Below are 17,770 nucleotides of genomic sequence, written 5' to 3' on the forward strand. Positions count from 1 at the left end.
AAAAGAGGACTGCCCGTGAAAGCCCGATCCGATGAGCTACAGATCTTTGTCAGCGTGATTGAGTGCGGCTCGATTTCCGCGGCGGCGGAGCAGGTCGGGCAGACGCCGTCGGCGGTCAGCCGCACCTTGTCGCGCCTGGAAGCCAAGCTCGACACCACGCTGATCAACCGCACCACGCGGCGCATGGACCTGACCGAGGAGGGCAAGTACTTCTTCGAGCAGGCCAAGGTGATCCTGGCGCAGATGGATGAGTTGGAAGAGCGCCTGTCGTCGCGCCAGAAAAAGCCGGCCGGGCGGCTGCGGATCAACGCCGCCGTGCCGTTCATGCTGCATGGGATCGTGCCGTACATCGCCGAATTCCGCAGCCTGTACCCGGACATTCAGCTGGAGCTCAACAGCGATGACTTGATCATCGACCTGCTGGAACAGAGCACCGACATCGCCATTCGCATCGGTGTGCTGGCCGACTCCACCCTGCACGCGCGCTCCCTCGGTTGCACGCCGCTGCATATCCTCGCCAGCCCCGACTACCTCAAGCGGCACGGCACCCCGCAGACGGTGGCCGAATTGGCGGAGCACACCTTGCTCGGCTTCACCCAGACCGAAACCCTCAACCACTGGCCGCTGCGTCATGTGGAGGGCGACCGCTGGCTGATCCAGCCCAGTGTGGCCGCGTCCAGTGGTGAAACCGTGCGGCATTTGGCTTTGGAGGGGCAGGGCATTTGTTGCCTGTCGAACTTCATGACCATCGACGACATCGAGGCCGGGCGCCTGGTGCCGGTGCTGGAGAACTTCAACAGCGGGTATCGCCAGCCGATCCACGCGGTGTTCTACCGCAACTCGCAGTTGGCGTTGCGTATCCAGTGTTTCCTGGACTTTATCCAGGCCAAGCTGGCGCGGTATGCCTGCTGATTCGTGATCTTCGCGCAAGAGTGAATTGGGCGGGACGGGCTTATTCGACAGCCGTCGTCCCTTCATCATCTGGGCATACATCGAGTCGCACCCATCGCAGCCTCGCTTGCGCTCGACAACTCCTACACCCATCACTTACCCAGTCAGGAGATCACTCCATGAACGTATTCGTAACCGGTGCCGCAGGTTTTATCGGTGGTTCCATCGCCACCGGCCTGGTCAAGGCCGGCCACAGCGTCACCGGCCTGGTGCGCAGTGCCGAACAAGCGGCAGAAATGACCGCCCTGGGCATCAAACCGATCATCGGCACGCTTGATGACGCTCCGGTATTGACCGAACAGGCGCAGAAGGCCGACGCCGTGATCAACGCCGCCAGCAGCGACCACCGCGCCGCCGTTGAAACCTTGCTAGCTGCGCTGAAAGGTTCGAACAAACCCTTCTTGCACACCAGCGGTTCGAGCATCGTCGGTGACGCGTCTGGCGGTAAATCCAGCGACGTTATCTACTTCGAAGACAACTTGCCCGAGCCGACGGTGGATAAAGCCGCTCGCGTGGCCATCGACAACCTGATCCTGGCCGCGGCCAAAGAAGGCGTCAACTCGGCAGTCATCTGCAACACCTTGATCTACGGCCACAGCCTGGGCGTGAAACGTGACAGCGTGCAATTGCCGCGCTTGCTCAAGCAAGCCCGCAAGAGCGGTGTGGTGCGCCACGTGGGCACTGGGCAGAACATCTGGTCCAACGTGCACATTGAAGACGTGGTGGCCTTGTACCTGCTGGCGCTGACCAAGAATGTGCCGGGCACGTTCTACTTTGTGGAAAGCAGTGAGGCGTCGTTTATCGACATGACCACCGCCATCGCTCAAGCCCTGAACCTGGGTGAACCACAGGATTGGCCATTGGCCGACGCCGAAGCCGAGTGGGGCTATGAAATGGCCAACTATGGCCTGGGCTCCAACAGCCGCGTGCGCGGCAAGCATGCGCGCGAGCTGCTGGGCTGGGCGCCGAAGCGTACGTCGGTGGTGGAGTGGATTCGCCACGAGATGGTGTGACGTTCGCTTAGCACCGCGGTGCTGCCTTCGCGAGCAAGCCCGCTCCCACAATTGACCGAGTTTCAGCTTTGAAATGCAGTCAGTGTGGGAGCGGGCTTGCTCGCGAAGGAGGCGGCGCGGTTTTCGAGGCTAGCCGCAACCCCTTCAATTCCGTACCATCCCCCGCCTTATCCCCGCATTACCCTGGTACCTCATGACCCTCTCCCGTCTGCGCGCCGATGCCCTGGCCGGCCTCACCACGTCGTTCGCGCTGCTGCCCGAATGCATCGCCTTTGCCCTGGTGGCTCATCTCAACCCGCTGATGGGGCTCTACGGCGCCTTTATCATCTGCACCCTCACGGCGCTGTTCGGTGGCCGGCCGGGCATGGTCTCGGGCGCAGCCGGGTCGATGGCGGTGGTGATCGTCGCGCTGGTGGTGCAGCACGGTGTGGAATATCTGCTGGCCACGGTGCTGCTGGGCGGGTTGATCATGATCGCCTTCGGCCTGCTGCGCCTGGGCAAGCTGGTGCGCATGGTGCCGCACCCGGTGATGCTGGGCTTCGTCAACGGCCTGGCGATCATCATCGCGTTGGCGCAACTGGAGCACTTCAAGAGCGGTGAGCACTGGCTCAACGGCACGCCGCTGTACGTGATGATCGGTTTGGTGCTGGTGACCATGGCCATCGTGTACCTGTTGCCACGTATCACCCGCGCCGTGCCGCCGGCCTTGGTGGCGATCCTCGGCGTAGGCCTGGCGGTGTACCTGCTCGGTTTGCCCACGCGCACCCTGGGCGACATGGCCCACATCGCCGGTGGCCTACCGACCTTCGCGCTGCCGCAGGTTCCCTGGACCCTGGAAACCCTCGCCATCATCGCGCCCTACGCGTTCCTGATGGCCATGGTCGGCCTGCTGGAAACCCTGCTCACCCTCAACCTCACTGACGAAATCACCGAGACCCGTGGCTACCCCGACCGCGAAAGCGTGGCCTTGGGCGCGGCGAATATGGTCTCGGGTGTGTTTGGCGGCATGGGCGGTTGCGCAATGATCGGGCAAACCGTGATCAACCTCAGCTCCGGTGGGCGCGGGCGTTTCTCCGGGGTGTTCGCCGGGGTGATGATCTTGCTGTTCATTCTGTTTCTGTCGCCGTTCATCGAGCGGATTCCGCTGGCGGCGCTGGTGGGGGTGATGTTTGTGGTGTCCCAGCAGACGTTCGCCTGGGCGTCCTTGCGGGTGATCAACAAGGTGCCGCTCAACGACGTGCTGGTGATTCTGGCGGTGACCGTGATCACGGTGTTCACCGACCTGGCCACGGCAGTGCTGTGCGGGATCGTGATTGCGGCGCTGAACTTTGCCTGGCAACAGGCGCGGGAGCTGTATGCCGATGAGCACTTGGAAGCCGATGGCAGCAAGTTGTACCGCGTGCACGGCACGTTGTTCTTCGCCTCGACCACGCCGTTTTTGAACCGCTTCGACCCGGCCAACGACCCGGCCCAGGTGACGCTGGACTGCCGCCACCTGAGCTTTGTCGACTATTCAGCGATTGCTGCGCTGATGACCCTGCGCGAACGCTACACCAAGGCCGGCAAGCACCTGCGGGTGCTGCACCTGTCCGAGCGGTGCAAGAAGCTGCTCAAGCGCGCCAAGGTCCACCACGACTGAACCTGTAGGAGCCGGCTGGGGTTATGGCCCTACCAGGTCTTCGAGTTCCTGGGCGCGGGTCTGGGTCATGTCGAGCACACAGCCGGTGCCGTTGACCTGGTCGATGGTGCCGCCGGTGGCGCTGCCGGCGAAGCCGCAATTGGCGTCGCGGTATTTGATCCACAAACGCTGCACGTCTTGCAGCTTCTGTTTGCGGTCGCCTTCCTGGGCGGCCAGCGCGGTCTTGTAGGCTTTGTTCAAGCGGTCATCCTGCACCTTGGCCTCCTTGGTGTTGCAGCCGACCATGTCCGCGGTGGTGTTGGCGCCGTCCATGCATTTTTTCAGCGCCGGGTTATCGGCGGCCGAGGCGTTGCCGCACAGCGCGAGCAGCAGGGCGCTGGCGGCAAAAGGAACTAGCAGGGCTTTGCGATTCATTGTCTGTTTTTCCTGGTCGTGAGTACTGGGCGGTGAGGGCGCCGCAATCTGAGACTCGGCCCCGGCCATTGAGTTTCGGCACGCAAAAAACTTCATGTAAGAACACCCTCCGGATTTTCATGAACGGTCGCCTGGCATATCCCAAAGCGACAGCGCTTATCCGTAGGCGAAAATTACTTTCATGAAAATTGAAAATGCTCCTCGGTAATGATTTATGAGTTTCACCCACAAATCGACGTGACCCTTTCCGAGGAGTACCGCATGGCCGCATCACCGGGCTTCGGGCTATTGGCATACGCTGCCATTGCCATCATTGCATTGATCGTGCTGATTGCACGTTACCGGCTCAACCCGTTCATCGTCATCACCCTGGTGTCGATTGGCCTGGCGCTGATGGCCGGCATGCCGGCCGACACCATCATGGGCTCCTACGAGGCGGGCGTCGGCAAGACCCTGGGGCATATCGCCCTGGTTGTCGCGCTGGGCACCATGCTGGGCAAGATGATGGCCGAGTCCGGTGGCGCCGAACAGGTGGCGCGCACGCTGATCAGCCGTTTTGGCGAGCGCAACGCCCATTGGGCCATGGTGTGCATTGCCTTCCTGGTGGGGTTACCGCTGTTTTTCGAGGTCGGTTTTGTGTTGCTGGTGCCGATCGCCTTTACCGTGGCGCGGCGCGTGGGCGTGTCGATCCTGATGGTCGGCTTGCCGATGGTCGCCGGCCTGTCGGTGGTGCACGCGTTGGTGCCACCGCACCCGGCGGCGATGATGGCGGTGCTGGCGTACAACGCGTCAGTGGGGCAGACCGTGCTGTATGCGATTTTGATCGGCATTCCCACCGCCATCATCGCCGGTCCTGTCTACGCCAAATTCATCGTGCCGCGCATTCACTTACCGGCCGAAAACCCGCTGGAACGCCAGTTCATCGACCGCGAACCGCGCACCCGCCTGCCGAGCTTCACGCTGACCATGGGCACTATTTTGCTGCCGGTGGTGCTGATGATGATCGGCGGTTGGGCCAATGTGATTTCTACACCGGGCACCGGCTTCAATCAATTCCTGCTGTTTATCGGCAACTCGGTGATCGCGTTGTTGGTGGCGACCTTGGTGAGCTTCTGGACCTTGGGCATTGCACAGGGCTTCAATCGCGAGTCGATCCTCAAGTTCACCAATGAGTGCCTGGCACCGACCGCGAGTATCACCTTGCTGGTGGGCGCGGGCGGTGGTTTGAATCGCATCCTGGTCGACGCGGGCGTTACCCACGAAATTCTCGGTTTGGCCCACGCCTTTCACCTGTCGCCGCTGGTGATGGGGTGGCTGTTTGCTGCGTTGATGCGTATTGCCACCGGTTCGGCGACGGTGGCCATGACCACCGCGTCTGGCGTGGTTGCCCCAGTCGCCATGGGCCTGGGTTATCCACACCCCGAATTGCTGGTACTGGCCACGGGCGCGGGCTCGGTGATCTTTTCCCACGTGAACGACGGCGGCTTCTGGCTGATCAAGGAATACTTCAATATGACGGTGATCCAGACCTTCAAGACCTGGACCGTGTTGGAGACCCTCATTTCAGTGGTCGCCTTCGGTCTGACCTATGGTCTGTCCTGCATCCTGTAACCCGGAGACCCCATGGACATCCTCTACCAGATCCGCGCCCGCCAGGATTCTTTCAGCGCCGGTGAAGGGCGAATCGCCAAGCTGATGCTTGAGGACGTGGGTTTTGCCGCGTCGGCCAGCCTGGAAGCGCTGTCCCAACGGGCCGAGGTCAGCACGGCGACGCTGTCGCGGTTCGCGCGCAGTGTGGGCTGTCGGGATCTGCGCGATTTGCGCCTGCAACTGGCCCAGGCCAGTGGCGTGGGCAGCCGTTTCCTGGACCCGTCGGGGTTGCCGGAACAGTCGGCCTTTCATCGGCAGATCCTGGGGGATATCGAGGCGACCTTGCGCCAGCATTTGTCGGGTTTCAACCAGGCGAGTTTTGCCGATGCGGTGAGCCTGTTGGGCAAGGCGCGGATGATCCATGCGTTTGGCATGGGCGGCCCGTCGAGCCTGTGCAGCGATGAGTTGCAGGTCCGCCTGGTACGTTTGGGGTACCCGATTGCCGCCAGCCATGACCCGGTGATGATGCGTGTCACTGCCGCGACGTTGGGCCCTGAGCACGCGTTGATTGTGTGCTCGCTCACCGGCCTAACGCCGGAGTTGCTGGACGTGGTCAGGCTGGCGCGCAACTACGATGCGCGCATCATCGCCATCACCCTTGCCGGTTCCCCGCTGGCCGAACTGGCCGACGTGGTGCTGCCGCTGCAACCGGCTGAAACCAGTTTTATCTACAAACCCACGGCGGCGCGCTACGGACTGCTGTTGGCCATCGACCTGCTCGCCACCGAGCTGGCGCTGGCCATGCCGGACGACAACCAGGAACGCCTGCGCCGGATCAAGCTGGCGCTGGACGATTATCGCGGCGGCCCCGACAGCCTGCCGCTTGGAGACTGACATGACGTACGACACGCTGATTCGCCAGGCGTTGATCATCGATGGCAGCAACACGCCCGGCTATGTTGCTGACGTCGGGCTGCGCGAAGGGCGCATCGAGACCATCGGCGATTTATCCGAGGCGACGGCCCCCCATGAAGTGGATGCGACGGGGCGCGTGTTGGCGCCGGGCTTTATCGACGTGCACACCCACGATGACACGGTGGTGATCCGCCAACCGCAGATGCTGCCCAAGCTCAGCCAAGGGGTTACGACGGTGATTGTCGGCAATTGCGGCATCAGTGCATCGCCGGTCAGTTTGCGCGGTGACCCTCCGGACCCGATGAACCTGTTGGGCACGCGCGCGGCGTTCACTTACCCACGGTTTTCCGATTACCGTGCTGCGGTGGAAAGCGCCCACCCAGCGGTCAATGTCGCTGCGCTGATCGGCCATACGGCCTTGCGCAGCAACCATATGGATGACCTGCATCGCACCGCCACGCCGGATGAAATTTCGGCCATGCGTGTGCAACTGCAAGAAAGTCTCGAAGCCGGCGCCCTCGGTTTATCCACAGGCCTGGCCTACGCCAGCGCGTTCAACGCCGAGACCGATGAAGTGCTGCAATTGAGTGAGGAACTGACCGCGTTTGGCGCGGTGTACACCACCCATTTGCGCAGCGAATTTGAACCGGTGCTGGAGGCGATGGACGAGGCCTTCCTGATCGGCCGGCATGCCAGGGCGCCGGTGATCATTTCTCACCTCAAGTGTGCCGGCGCGGGTAACTGGGGGCGTAGTCCGCAGTTGCTGGCGTCCTTGGAAGAGGCGGCGAAAACCCACCCGGTAGGCTGCGATTGCTACCCCTATGCGGCGAGCTCTTCGACGCTGGACCTCAAGCAGGTCACCGATGCGTTCCGCATCACCATCACCTGGTCGACGCCACACCCGGAGATGGGCGGGCGTGATTTGCAGGATATTGCGGCCGAGTGGGATGTTTCGCTGATGGATGCCGCGCGCCGGCTACAACCTGCCGGGGCGGTGTACTACGGGATGGATGAGGCGGATGTGCGGCGTATTTTGGCGCATCCCTTATCGATGGTCGGGTCGGACGGGCTGCCGGAAGACCCGTTCCCGCATCCGCGTTTGTGGGGGGCGTTTCCGCGGGTGCTGGGGCATTTCAGTCGGGATGTCGGCTTGTTCCCGTTGCATACCGCCGTGCACAAGATGACCGGGCTGTCGGCCGCGCGATTTGGGTTGTCCGAACGCGGCGAAATCCGCGAAGGGCACTGGGCTGACCTGGTGCTGTTCGACCCGTTGCGCGTGCGCGATGTGGCGGATTTCAAGGCGCCGCAGCAGGCAGCGGAAGGGATTGATGGCGTGTGGGTCAACGGCGTGTTGAGCTACAGCGAAGGGCAGGCGAACGGTGAAAGGCCGGGGCGGTTCCTGGCGCGCAGTGGGGATTTGCGGGGTGGGTTTGTGGAGGGGCGGTAGATCGGTTTGGCCTTCATCGCAGGCAAGCCAGCTCCCACAGTGGATCGGGGGGGCTGGATGAATGCGATCCACTGTGGGAGTTGCCTGCGATTTCGATCTGCCATTCAACAATGGAACCCCCTATAGTTGTGGTTTTCAGACACGGAGGCGGATGCATGCACTTAGGAAAAGTCACCCCCATTTTGCGGATTTTCGACGAGGCCAAGGCGCTGGAGTTTTACGTCGATTTCCTGGGGTTCAAGGTGGATTGGCAGCATCGCTTCGAAGCGAATTTTCCGCTGTATTTACAAGTATCGCTGGGTGACTGCGTGCTGCATTTGTCCGAGCACCATGGCGATGCGTCGCCGGGCGCGGCGGTGCGGATCCAGGCGCAAGGGGTGGACGCCTATCAGCAGCAGTTGGTGGGCAAGGACTACCGGTATGCCAAGCCAGGGGTTGAAGACACGCCCTGGGGCTCGCGTGAGATGAGCATCAAGGACCCGTTTGGGAATCGGCTGGTGTTTGTCGAGGAAGGCGAGGGCTGAGGGGAAATCGCAGGCAATAAAAAACCCAGTTAGTGGCTGGGGCTGCGCTCTCAAAGGACGCATCGACCTGCGTCCGAGGGCTCACGTGTTCCGGTAAGTGCGCTGGAGGTAAGGCCCAACTCACGGAGGGCCGAGTGTGTCTGAGTTTGCACCTGTGGCGAGGGAGCAAGCTCCCTCGCCACATTGATTACGCTTAAACCCGGAAATGACTGACCATCTGCTGCAACTGGCTGCCCAAGCGCGCCAGCTCCACACTCGATTTAGCCGTCTCGTCACTCGCCGTTGCAGTCTGCTCGGACACATCACGCACATTCACGATACTGCGGCTGATCTCTTCAGCCACGGCGCTCTGCTGCTCGGCGGCGGCTGCGATCTGCTGGTTCATCGACTGGATGTTCGACACCGTACGGGTGATGTTTTCCAGTGACACGCCGGCCTTGCGCGTCAGTTCGACGCTGCTGTCAGTGAGGCTGCGGCTGTTGTTCATCACGTTGGCCACTTGCTGCGTGCCGTTCTGCAAACCGGCTACCAGGCCTTCGATTTCCTCGGTGGACTTCTGCGTGCGCTGGGCCAGGCCGCGCACTTCATCCGCTACCACGGCAAACCCACGACCGGCTTCACCGGCACGTGCCGCTTCGATCGCCGCGTTGAGGGCGAGCAGGTTGGTCTGTTCGGCCACGGCCTTGATCACGTCCATCACGCTGCCGATCTTGTTGCTCTCTTGCTGCAGGTGCGTCATGGCATCGGTGGAGCGCGCCACTTCGGCGGCCAGGCGCTCGATCTGGGCAATGGCTTCGGCCACCACCTTGTCGCCTTCACGGGCCTGGCCGTCGGCGTCGGACGCGGCCTGGGAGGCTTGCTCGGCATTGCGCGCCACTTCCTGCACGGTAGCGGTCATCTCGTGCATGGCAGTGGCCACTTGATCGGTCTCGATCTTCTGGCTGTTCACGCCTGCACTGGTCTGTTCGGTCACGGCCGACAGCTCTTCGGCGGCGCTGGAGATCTGCATCACGCCATCGCGGATACCGCTGATCAGTTCACGCAACGTGGTGCCCATGCGCTGGATGCCTTGTTGCAGCACGCCCAGTTCGTCGCGGCGGGTGACCTGGATGTTGTGGCTCAAGTCGCCCGAGGCGATGTGTTCAACCACGGCCAGGGTGTCTTGCAGTGGGCGGGTGATCTGGCGGGTGATGACCAGTGCGGCAATGATGCCGACCAGCAGGGCCAGCAGGGTGCTGATCAATTGCAGGCTGCGGGCCTGGGCGCTTTCTGCGTCGCGGCGATCTAGCTGGATGTCGTAGAGCTTTTCGCTGATCGAGACGATGTCGGTGCCCTGGGTGGTCATCTCGGCACGAGCGGTCACGATGTTGGCGTTGGCGGCCTTGTAGCTCTGCACGGCACTGCGATAGGCGCCCAGTGCCGTTTCCAGCGAAGCCAATGCGGCTTGCTGGCTGCTGCCGAACGCGGCGCTCAGCTTCTTCAAGCCGCCGATGGCTTTTTCGATTTGTGCGGCGGCGCGGGCTTCGGTCTCGGCGTTGACGTTGTTGGTGTAGCCGCGCACTTCATAGCGCGCCAGTTGGAAGTCTTCCTTGGCATCTGTCACGGCCTGGTATTGCGTGAAGCGCTCTGCACTGTCGGGCATCTGCTGCACGTTGGTTTCCAGGGCGTTGATCTGGGCGTTGGCGATGTCAGCCTTGTCGCCCATGACCTGGCGCGCGGCGCTGCCGTTGCGATAGGCCTCGCGCATCTTGTTCAAAGACTGCTGGTAAGCGGTGATGATGCTCTTCTGCTCGTTGAGCAGCTTGAGGTTTTCCGGGCTCTTGAAGCTGTCCAGCAGTTTCTGTTGCTGGGCGGCGAAGGCGTCGAGGTTGGTCTGCACGTTTTGCGCCACGGCCTCATCACCGTTGGCCAGCATGTACTGCAAGCGCACGATGCGCAGCTTGGTCAACGAGGCGTTGAGCTGGGTGATGTCGCTCATCCAGTTACTGCGATCGATCAGGCCGCCCAGGCTGGTCCAGCCGGTCAAGGCCAGGATCGAGGTGAGGACCAATACCAGGCCGAAGCCCAGGCCCAGTTTGAGGTTGACGCTGATGTTGCCGAACCAGCTGTTCATCGAATGCTCCGCAAGTTGATGTTTGTCTGCTGGACGGTGTTGTTGTTTGAGCCAGCCAAAGTAAGTAGATGGGTATCGGCGGCGATACATGAATCTGAAATGGCTTTTTCGGCTGGTGGGGTGAAACAGGCACTCTGCCCGATGAACGGGCAGGGTGCTGGCGGCTTATCCGGCCACTTGTGTTAACCCCATGCCTCTTGGGGGAGGGGTTTTGAGCGCCTCGACCAATTGAGACAAGTAGTAGAAGCGCAGGGGGCTGAAGGACTCCCAGCGCTCGACGAAGTACTGGCCCTTGTCGTCGATTTGAATCGGCGTGGTGAGAATTTCATTGCTGCGCGAGAAGTGCACCAGGTTGGCCTCGCCGTCAGTGGGGCGCTCGATGAAGAACTGTCCGGGCGCCGTTAGCTTGCTGCGGTCCGGCAGCGGTTCGACGGGGGGTAGCGGCCGCCCTGCAATGCCCACTTCAACGCGGTAGTCGCTGCGCAAGGCCACGCCGTAGCGGTCGTCAACCCTCTGCCAGCCAGCGCTGTGCAACGGTTTGGCCAATGACGGCGCGGTATCACGCACATGCAGGCTGACGGCATCCTGCAACTGCGCGATACCGGGTACGCCGACATACATGTCCGTGTGCGTACTGCCCATGAACGCTACCCACTTATGCGGACCCAGGGCCTGTTGGTCTGCGCTGATCACCTGGTTGGCAAAGTAGCTGAACAGCCGGGCGCGGGGGGTATCCCCACCGAGGCCTTTGACGTGATAGCTGGCGGTGCAGTCCAGTGCACGTATGCGGATCCCGTGCTTGTTGGCTGCCTTGACGACTTGAGTGAAGGTGTCCGGGCCTCTGTATTGCGGCATGTGACCGGCGTCCAGACTCAGCAGGTAATGCTCCAGAATGGGCGGCATTTTCAGCGTGCGCTGGTAAGTCTCCAGCGCGGCCTGGTGCAGGTCGGTGAGCAGATGCTCCATGTATAGCGTTTTGACGCCCTGTTTTTTCAGGAGCTTGAAGTTGTCGATCAGCAGCCGCTTGCTGGCGCGGGCGCTGTGGGCTTCGCCAATGACCAGCCCGAGTTTTTGTTGGTACAGCCGCTCGATGAACACGGTTTCACTGCTGGTCGTGGCCAGGTTCGCCGGCAAACTGCGCGGGGGCAATGTGAGCTCGTTGAAAAAAATCTTGGCGTTGTCCGAAAGCCGCTGCCGGGTTTGGCTGAAGGTGGATTGCGCGGCAGCATGTCGGGGGGTGGCAATTGAGTAGCGAGTGTCGAGGCCGCGATGGGTCTGCCTGATCAGGTTGATATCGCTGCGAATGTCCGAGGGCAGGTCGAACGCGGCGTAATGGCTGGCAGCGCCCGCCGGTGTGCCCGACGTACTGGGTCTGCGCAACGTGGCGTGGATGGTTGGCAGGGCCAGGATGAAGTCACCGCGAGACTGCGCGCGGGTGGCAGTGTCGGGCCACACGCCGATGCGTTGGCCGGGTGCGGCGTCTTCAACCCGCAGGGCCGGAGTGTTTTGTAGATCTGCCAGGCCCGCGACCTGTTCATGAGTGCCCAGGCGGTTGGAGTCCACCAGCGCCAACCAGCCTTCGCCGGGGTTGTTTTTCAGGTTTTGTTCAATCACGGAGTGGGAGTAGGCATTGCGCAGCTTGCTGCTGCGGGGAATGAAGCGCGGACCCTCCCCAAGAGCCAGTACGTGCTCCATATGGTACGAGGCGGACCCGTCGATGCCATCGATGGCAATATTCAAGCGTTGGGTTTCCAGCAGCAATTTTCGATAAGTGAACGGGGCATCGGCCGTGAGCCCCAGGGCTTGATCGACTTGCATCAGATGTCGCTCGATCTGTGCCAGCGCCTGGGCCTTGTTGCCGCCGAGCTGGTTGTTGAGGACCTTCAGCTTGCGATGGAACAGGTCGCGGGGCAGATTTTCGATGTAGACGCGCTTGAGCCCCTGTTCGGCCAGCGCAGGCAATTGTTCGATCAACAGTTGCTTGCTGGCGATGGAGCTGTCGAGGGCGCCGATGATCAGGCGTTTGTGGCGATTGAACAGGGACTTGAGGATATCCACAGGTGCGGTATCGACCGCGAACACGGGCAAGGGGGACTTGGGCGCCGCAGCGGGGAGCGCCGGGAAGAAGGCGTCGGCACGCTGGTTCAGTAGTTCGATCTGCTTGGCATACGCCGTGCGCAAGGGGGCCGCTTGGTTGAAGGCATTACCTTGTGCGGCACCGCCATATTCGGCCCCCATCCCCTCCAGGCGGGCCTTGAACTCCGGGTCGAGCATCGCGCGGAAGGTCTTGGCTTGCTCGGGCGCGACGTCGAATGCCTCCAGTGGGCTGCTCTCGTCGGCCAACAGCTTTTCGTATTTCTTGCGCCCGCCACCGACCACACCGGAACGCACCCATTGGCCGTCGGCATTGCGGTTGACCAACCGTGAGGTGGACAGCAACTGGCCGCTCTGCGGGTCATGGCGATACAGCAAGTAGCGACCCAATGCATCCGGGGTGTGTGACGCCCACAGTGAGTTTCCGTCGAACAGCACCGGCTGCATGCCCTCGGGTTTGAGCATGTCTACCTGGCTGAGCACTGCGTTGTCGGCAGCTTGTGTGCTCGTGCGAATCGTCGGACGCAGTGACTTGAAGGCGCCCTTCAATGCCGGACGCGCGTCGAACAACAGCGCCCCGCCCACATTGGCCAGGTAGCCGAGATAGTGCTGCAGGGCGCTGTCCGTGTCGTTCTGGTGGTAGGCGTTGAGGGCGAGCATGGCGTCCTTGAAGGCCAGTAGGCCGCCCAGGGTCAGGCTGAGCAGTGGGAACGGCATGGTGGCGACCGCGGTCAGCCACTCGACGCAGGTCCACAGAATGCCAGTGATCATCTGGAGCCGATTGACTGTTGTCGCGTGCACGTCATCGATCTTGCGTTGCAGGCTCATGTTGTAGAACTCATGGCGCAGATCGGTCAGCGGTGTGATGTGCTGGATGCTGTCATACCGGGCAGGGCTCGGGGTGGTGCGGTCGATCTCGACCGGCAACCCTTCACGAGCGGTTTTCAGGAACTGTGCAACCCGTGCCATTGACGGCAACGGTACCCGCGCGCCCCAGTAAGCGGGCATCCCCTCAACTTTTTTGAGCACGTAGTTGAACAGCCTGGCCTCGCGCCAACGGATACCGTCCGGCGCATCAGGGGTGTAAAGCAGTATCGGCTTGTCGCCGTGGCTGAACAGGTAGTTGCCGATCACCCAGTCTCCATCAATGGACAGTCGGTGCACCCTGTAGATGTTGCGCTCGGTGTTGCCGCTGTCGGAAAGACCCTCAATGGCCCTCTCCAGCCAGGCCAGGTCAGCTGGAGTGAGATGCCCTTGCAGGCGGGACTCCAGAGCCGCGCTTTTCATCTGCAGTTGCACGATGGCCAGCACGGCAGTGCGTCGCTCGTCATAGCCTGGGCTGTCACTGTTTTGCAGGCGTCGACGGATTTCATCGGTGTAGCGTTGACCGATCCAGACGCCCGTGACGGAGCGTGCTACGTTCTGCGCTGTCAACGGGCTCAGGTCTACGTCGGGCGGGCCGCGGAAGGTCGCGGAGGTTGAGAATTTTTCATTGAGAAAGCCGATGCCGTCTTCATACCCATCGCGATACAGCGTGGTGTACGACACTGGCGTCGCCGCAGCGCCCACCAGTGGTTTGGGGGCATAGGCAAATACTGTATCCGGGTCAATATCGTTTTGCTGGCGACCTAACAGACGGTTGAGACTGAGCCTGGCTTGGTCGTGCAGGTAGCGCTCGAACGCAGGGACGCTGGATTCAGCGTCTGGCCTTGCGTTATAGACACGCAGTGCGCCGGCCGCATCGTCGGCCAGGCTTGCCAGGCGGCTGCGATCATTGACAGAGGCCGTGCGGTACCAGGCCGGTGAGCTGAACTCGTAGTCATCCAACTGTATCGTCAACTGGTGCGCGGCGATCGCTTCCAGGCAGTCGGCATAGGTGCACGGTTTGCCAAAAGTCACTTCCAGGTGCTCGTTGGCGTCAGGGCGCAGGCTGATACTGCGCAGAAAGTCACGCATCTTTGGCCTGAAACGCAGCGGCACCTGCTCCAGCAGGTAGTCGCTCATGGTGCGCCCCTTGAGGCGGGCCTTGCTGTCCGTCCAGCCGATGATATGGGTCTGGCATTCGCGCAGTGTGTTGAACGCGATGAACTGCCGGGCGCTCGGTGCGTCGGGCGTACACAGCAGGAGGCGTTTGACCTGGCCCTGGTCGTCATCTTCGCGCAGCAGCCACAGGTCCTTGAGTTGTGCGCCGTGGAGCAACACGGTCTGGGCGTGCAACGATTGGCGTGTGTGTTTTTGCAAGTCTTCGAAACGTTGGAAATCGTCCGGGCCCAGATGGCCTTGCAGCCGGGCGAGGTTGGCCATGAGCACCAGGCGCTGATCGAAGAGCCTCCGTGCCGCCAATTTGACTTGTGGAGCGGCCAGTGCGGTTTTCAGCGTGCTGGCGAAGTCCAGGCGCGGTTGCAGGTCTTGCAGCAGCGTGAGCAAGGTGGGCAGGTTGAGGTGCGCGTGGGCGGCGCCAAGCGGCGCTCCGGCGTAGCTCAAGGTGCTGCGATCGAGGAACGCCGAACCGGGCGTACTGTCGCCGGGGTGCAGGCCGCGCAGGGTCAGCTCCACCAATGACCGTTGCTGGTTGTAGGTGCCAACCTGAGGCACGGTACGAAGCGTGGTGATGTGCAGCAGGTCCGGGTCCAGGTCGTGGATATCCAGCTCATCGGCCAGTTGCTCGGCCCATTGATGGCGGGCCAGGGCTTGAGGTGTCGCGGCGGGGCCGAACAGTTCGAGGAAAGCCTGGCGGGCTTGATTGTAGCGCTGCAGGTGCTGGTCGACGGTCGCGCGCTCGCGCGTGTTGGCGCTGCGATACCAGTCGGGCAGGGCATTGAACAGGTCGCGCTCCAGCAGGCGTTGGGCGCGAATGTCCAGGCGCGGCGTGAGGTCGGGCAGCGCGGCGTGGAGGGCGTCGTCGAGGTGCTGCTTGAGTTGGGTAGCGTTCAACTGAGCATTTTCGGCCAGGCTCAGGGCGTGGTGGATGTCTTTTTTACGTTTGTCGAGCAGGGCTTGATAAGCATGTTCGAACAGCGGTTGATCGGTGATCGGTTGCAGTGCCAGCGGCCAGATATCGGTGACATCCAGGTGCTGATACTGCACCGGCAAGTGACGGCTGAATTCAGCGTGGCCGCTGCGCAGTGCCATGGTATGCAGCAGGCCCTGGTCAAGGTCTTGCAAGGTGGCGAAGGCTTCCAACCCACGTGAGGGCGTGAAGAGCAGCACCGGGCCCACGACGGCATCGCCGCTCAAGCGGTCAACGCTCGGGGTAGCCTGGCGTGTCAGCACGAACGCCCCGGCGAATTCGATGCGTCGGTCCTGGTAATCAAAGGTCAAGGCGTACAGACCAGGGCGCAACGTCGGAGGCCGGGAGCAGTCTTCCAGCATCTGCAGGTCGAGGGGGGACAGCAAGGTATCGCTGACATTGAGCCGGGTTTCCTGTTCCAGCGCCTTGATGCCGGCAGTGTCAGTCAGGTAGGTCTTGCGGCTCTGGCCATTGACGGTGCTGGTGTCATCCAGGTGTTGCAGCTGGGTGTCCAGGCGGGTTTTCAGTTTGGCCAGTTGGCCGGGGTCGGTCAGGTCCAGCGCCTGGTAAAGGGCGCTGGCCTGGGTCATATAGGCTTGGTTGATGCGCTTGAGGGTGGTGTTGAGGGTGTCCAGTGCCAGCCGCTCATCTGGCAAGGTGACGGGGCGCCGACTATGGGGGCGCAGCGTTGGGGCGATTTCCAGCAGGTGACTGTGGAGTTGTTGCAGGGGGAGGCGGTGATTCGGCGTACTCATCGGCACGGTCCCAGGGTGATGAATGGAACCACCAGCATGGGGAGTGGCGACGGGTGTCCGGCTGTAGATAGCTATAGCGGGACGCTCATCAAGGTTGGGTGTTGTGTGCTAGTCTGCTGGCCCTTTTAGATCTGGAGGGCACGGACATTCGTGCCGTCCTACAGCGGAGCACCTTCATGTCCGAAGTTAATCTGTCCACCGACGAAACCCGCGTCAGCTACGGTATTGGCCGTCAACTGGGCGACCAACTGCGCGATAATCCGCCACCGGGCGTGAGCATCGACGCGATCCTGGCCGGCCTGACCGACGCGTTCGCCGGTAAGCCAAGCCGTGTTGACCAGGAGCAAATGGCTGCCAGCTTCAAGGTCATCCGTGAAATCATGCAAGCCGAAGCGGCTGCCAAGGCTGAAGCGGCTGCTGGCGCTGGCCTGGCATTCCTGGCTGAAAATGCCAAGCGTGATGGCATCACCACCCTGGCTTCTGGCCTGCAATTTGAAGTGCTGACCGCGGGTACTGGCGCCAAGCCAACCCGTGAAGACCAAGTGCGTACCCACTACCACGGCACCCTGATCGACGGCACTGTGTTTGACAGCTCCTACGAGCGCGGCCAGCCTGCAGAATTCCCGGTCGGTGGCGTGATCGCTGGCTGGACCGAAGCCCTGCAACTGATGAATGCCGGCAGCAAATGGCGCCTGTACGTGCCGAGCGAACTGGCTTATGGCGCTCAAGGCGTTGGCAGCATCCCGCCGCACAGCGTTCTGGTGTTCGACGTCGAGCTGCTCGACGTTCTGTAAGACCTGCTGATTACTGCGGGTGTTGGGCTTGTGTGGGAGCGGGCTTGCTCGCGAATGCATCAACGCGGTCTGTCTGATACACCGTGTTGTCCGCTTCGCGAGCAAGCCCGCTCCCACATAAAGCCCGTTCCCAAAGACTGTACAGTTTGCTTCATGGATGGAACTTGCCATTCAACTCAGTGGCCGGGCGCAACGCTCGGGCATAGCAGAACAGAAACAGGTTACGCACGACCTCCTTCAACACCCCAGGCTCACTGGAACTCAGGCCACTCACGTCCAGGTCGCCCTGGTCCTGCAGCTCATTCAGCGCTTCCTCTTCCAGCACCGCACAGACTTCACCGGTTTCCCGATGCAGGATGCGCAGGTAAGGGTGTGGGCGGTCCAGCCAGGCATCGATCAAATACGTCATGAGTCATTCTCCTTGATGGGTTTCAATGAGAATAATTCTTATTCGTGGAATAGCAAGTGCCTATTGGCGGATTCTGGATTTTTCTGTGTGGATATTGCGCGG

General features: G+C 61.8%; 12 protein-coding genes and 1 pseudogene. 8 read left to right on the forward strand and 5 right to left on the reverse strand.

What is annotated here, in order from left to right; translation table 11 throughout:
- The first annotated feature begins 15 nt into the window (after nt 1-15).
- The 3 genes from HX803_RS22390 to HX803_RS22400 all read left to right on the forward strand — a co-directional run bounded on the left by HX803_RS22390 (nt 16) and on the right by HX803_RS22400 (nt 3,603).
- Complete coding sequence (locus HX803_RS22390; RefSeq protein ID WP_178923595.1) at nt 16-912, forward strand: LysR family transcriptional regulator; 897 nt, start codon at nt 16-18, stop codon at nt 910-912.
- 158 nt (nt 913-1,070) lie between these two features.
- Nucleotides 1,071-1,964, forward strand: a complete 894-nt coding sequence (locus tag HX803_RS22395) for an NAD-dependent epimerase/dehydratase family protein (protein WP_178923597.1) — start codon at nt 1,071-1,073, stop codon at nt 1,962-1,964.
- A 193-nt stretch (nt 1,965-2,157) separates the two neighbouring features.
- Entirely contained in the window at nt 2,158-3,603 is a 1,446-nt protein-coding gene (locus HX803_RS22400; RefSeq protein ID WP_178923599.1) for a SulP family inorganic anion transporter, read from the forward strand.
- A 21-nt stretch (nt 3,604-3,624) separates the two neighbouring features.
- On the opposite strand, the gene HX803_RS22405 is transcribed toward HX803_RS22400, so the two are convergent.
- Nucleotides 3,625-4,017, reverse strand: coding sequence for a lysozyme inhibitor LprI family protein (locus tag HX803_RS22405; protein WP_176996938.1), 393 nt, complete (start codon nt 4,015-4,017; stop codon nt 3,625-3,627).
- Nucleotides 4,018-4,278: 261 nt separating this feature from the next.
- On the opposite strand from HX803_RS22405, the gene HX803_RS22410 reads away from it, so the two are divergent.
- The 4 genes from HX803_RS22410 to HX803_RS22425 all read left to right on the forward strand — a co-directional run bounded on the left by HX803_RS22410 (nt 4,279) and on the right by HX803_RS22425 (nt 8,493).
- Nucleotides 4,279-5,628 carry a gluconate:H+ symporter gene (locus HX803_RS22410; protein ID WP_256732910.1) on the forward strand — a complete coding sequence of 450 codons (1,350 nt, stop codon included), beginning with the start codon at nt 4,279-4,281 and terminating at the stop codon, nt 5,626-5,628.
- Between the two features lie 12 nt (nt 5,629-5,640).
- On the forward strand, nt 5,641-6,501 hold the full coding sequence (locus tag HX803_RS22415) for a MurR/RpiR family transcriptional regulator (protein WP_178923609.1): 861 nt from the start codon (nt 5,641-5,643) through the stop codon (nt 6,499-6,501).
- A 1-nt stretch (nt 6,502) separates the two neighbouring features.
- Nucleotides 6,503-7,969, forward strand: coding sequence for an amidohydrolase family protein (locus HX803_RS22420; protein WP_178923611.1), 1,467 nt, complete (start codon nt 6,503-6,505; stop codon nt 7,967-7,969).
- 155 nt (nt 7,970-8,124) lie between these two features.
- On the forward strand, nt 8,125-8,493 hold the full coding sequence (locus HX803_RS22425; protein WP_178923613.1) for a glyoxalase superfamily protein: 369 nt from the start codon (nt 8,125-8,127) through the stop codon (nt 8,491-8,493).
- Between the two features lie 193 nt (nt 8,494-8,686).
- Here HX803_RS22425 and HX803_RS33190 read toward each other — a convergent pair whose 3' ends face one another.
- The 3 genes and pseudogenes from HX803_RS33190 to HX803_RS22435 form a co-directional block, all read right to left on the reverse strand.
- Nucleotides 8,687-9,550: a methyl-accepting chemotaxis protein gene (locus HX803_RS33190; protein WP_371319360.1), complete on the reverse strand. Its 864-nt coding sequence runs from the start codon at nt 9,548-9,550 to the stop codon at nt 8,687-8,689.
- A 39-nt stretch (nt 9,551-9,589) separates the two neighbouring features.
- Nucleotides 9,590-10,696 (reverse strand): annotated as a pseudogene (locus HX803_RS33195) (methyl-accepting chemotaxis protein); the annotation flags it as partial.
- A gap of 75 nt (nt 10,697-10,771) precedes the next feature.
- Nucleotides 10,772-16,465 (reverse strand): membrane-targeted effector domain-containing toxin, encoded by a 5,694-nt coding sequence (locus HX803_RS22435; RefSeq protein ID WP_178923617.1) that lies wholly within the window; start codon nt 16,463-16,465, stop codon nt 10,772-10,774.
- A gap of 176 nt (nt 16,466-16,641) precedes the next feature.
- On the opposite strand from HX803_RS22435, the gene HX803_RS22440 reads away from it, so the two are divergent.
- On the forward strand, nt 16,642-17,259 hold the full coding sequence (locus HX803_RS22440; RefSeq protein ID WP_106578202.1) for an FKBP-type peptidyl-prolyl cis-trans isomerase: 618 nt from the start codon (nt 16,642-16,644) through the stop codon (nt 17,257-17,259).
- Nucleotides 17,260-17,410: 151 nt separating this feature from the next.
- On the opposite strand, the gene HX803_RS22445 is transcribed toward HX803_RS22440, so the two are convergent.
- Entirely contained in the window at nt 17,411-17,668 is a 258-nt protein-coding gene (locus HX803_RS22445) for a hypothetical protein (RefSeq protein WP_064454108.1), read from the reverse strand.
- Nucleotides 17,669-17,770: the final 102 nt, after the last annotated feature.

This window comes from Pseudomonas sp. P7548, assembly GCF_013386585.1.
Classification (GTDB): Bacteria; Pseudomonadota; Gammaproteobacteria; order Pseudomonadales; family Pseudomonadaceae; genus Aquipseudomonas.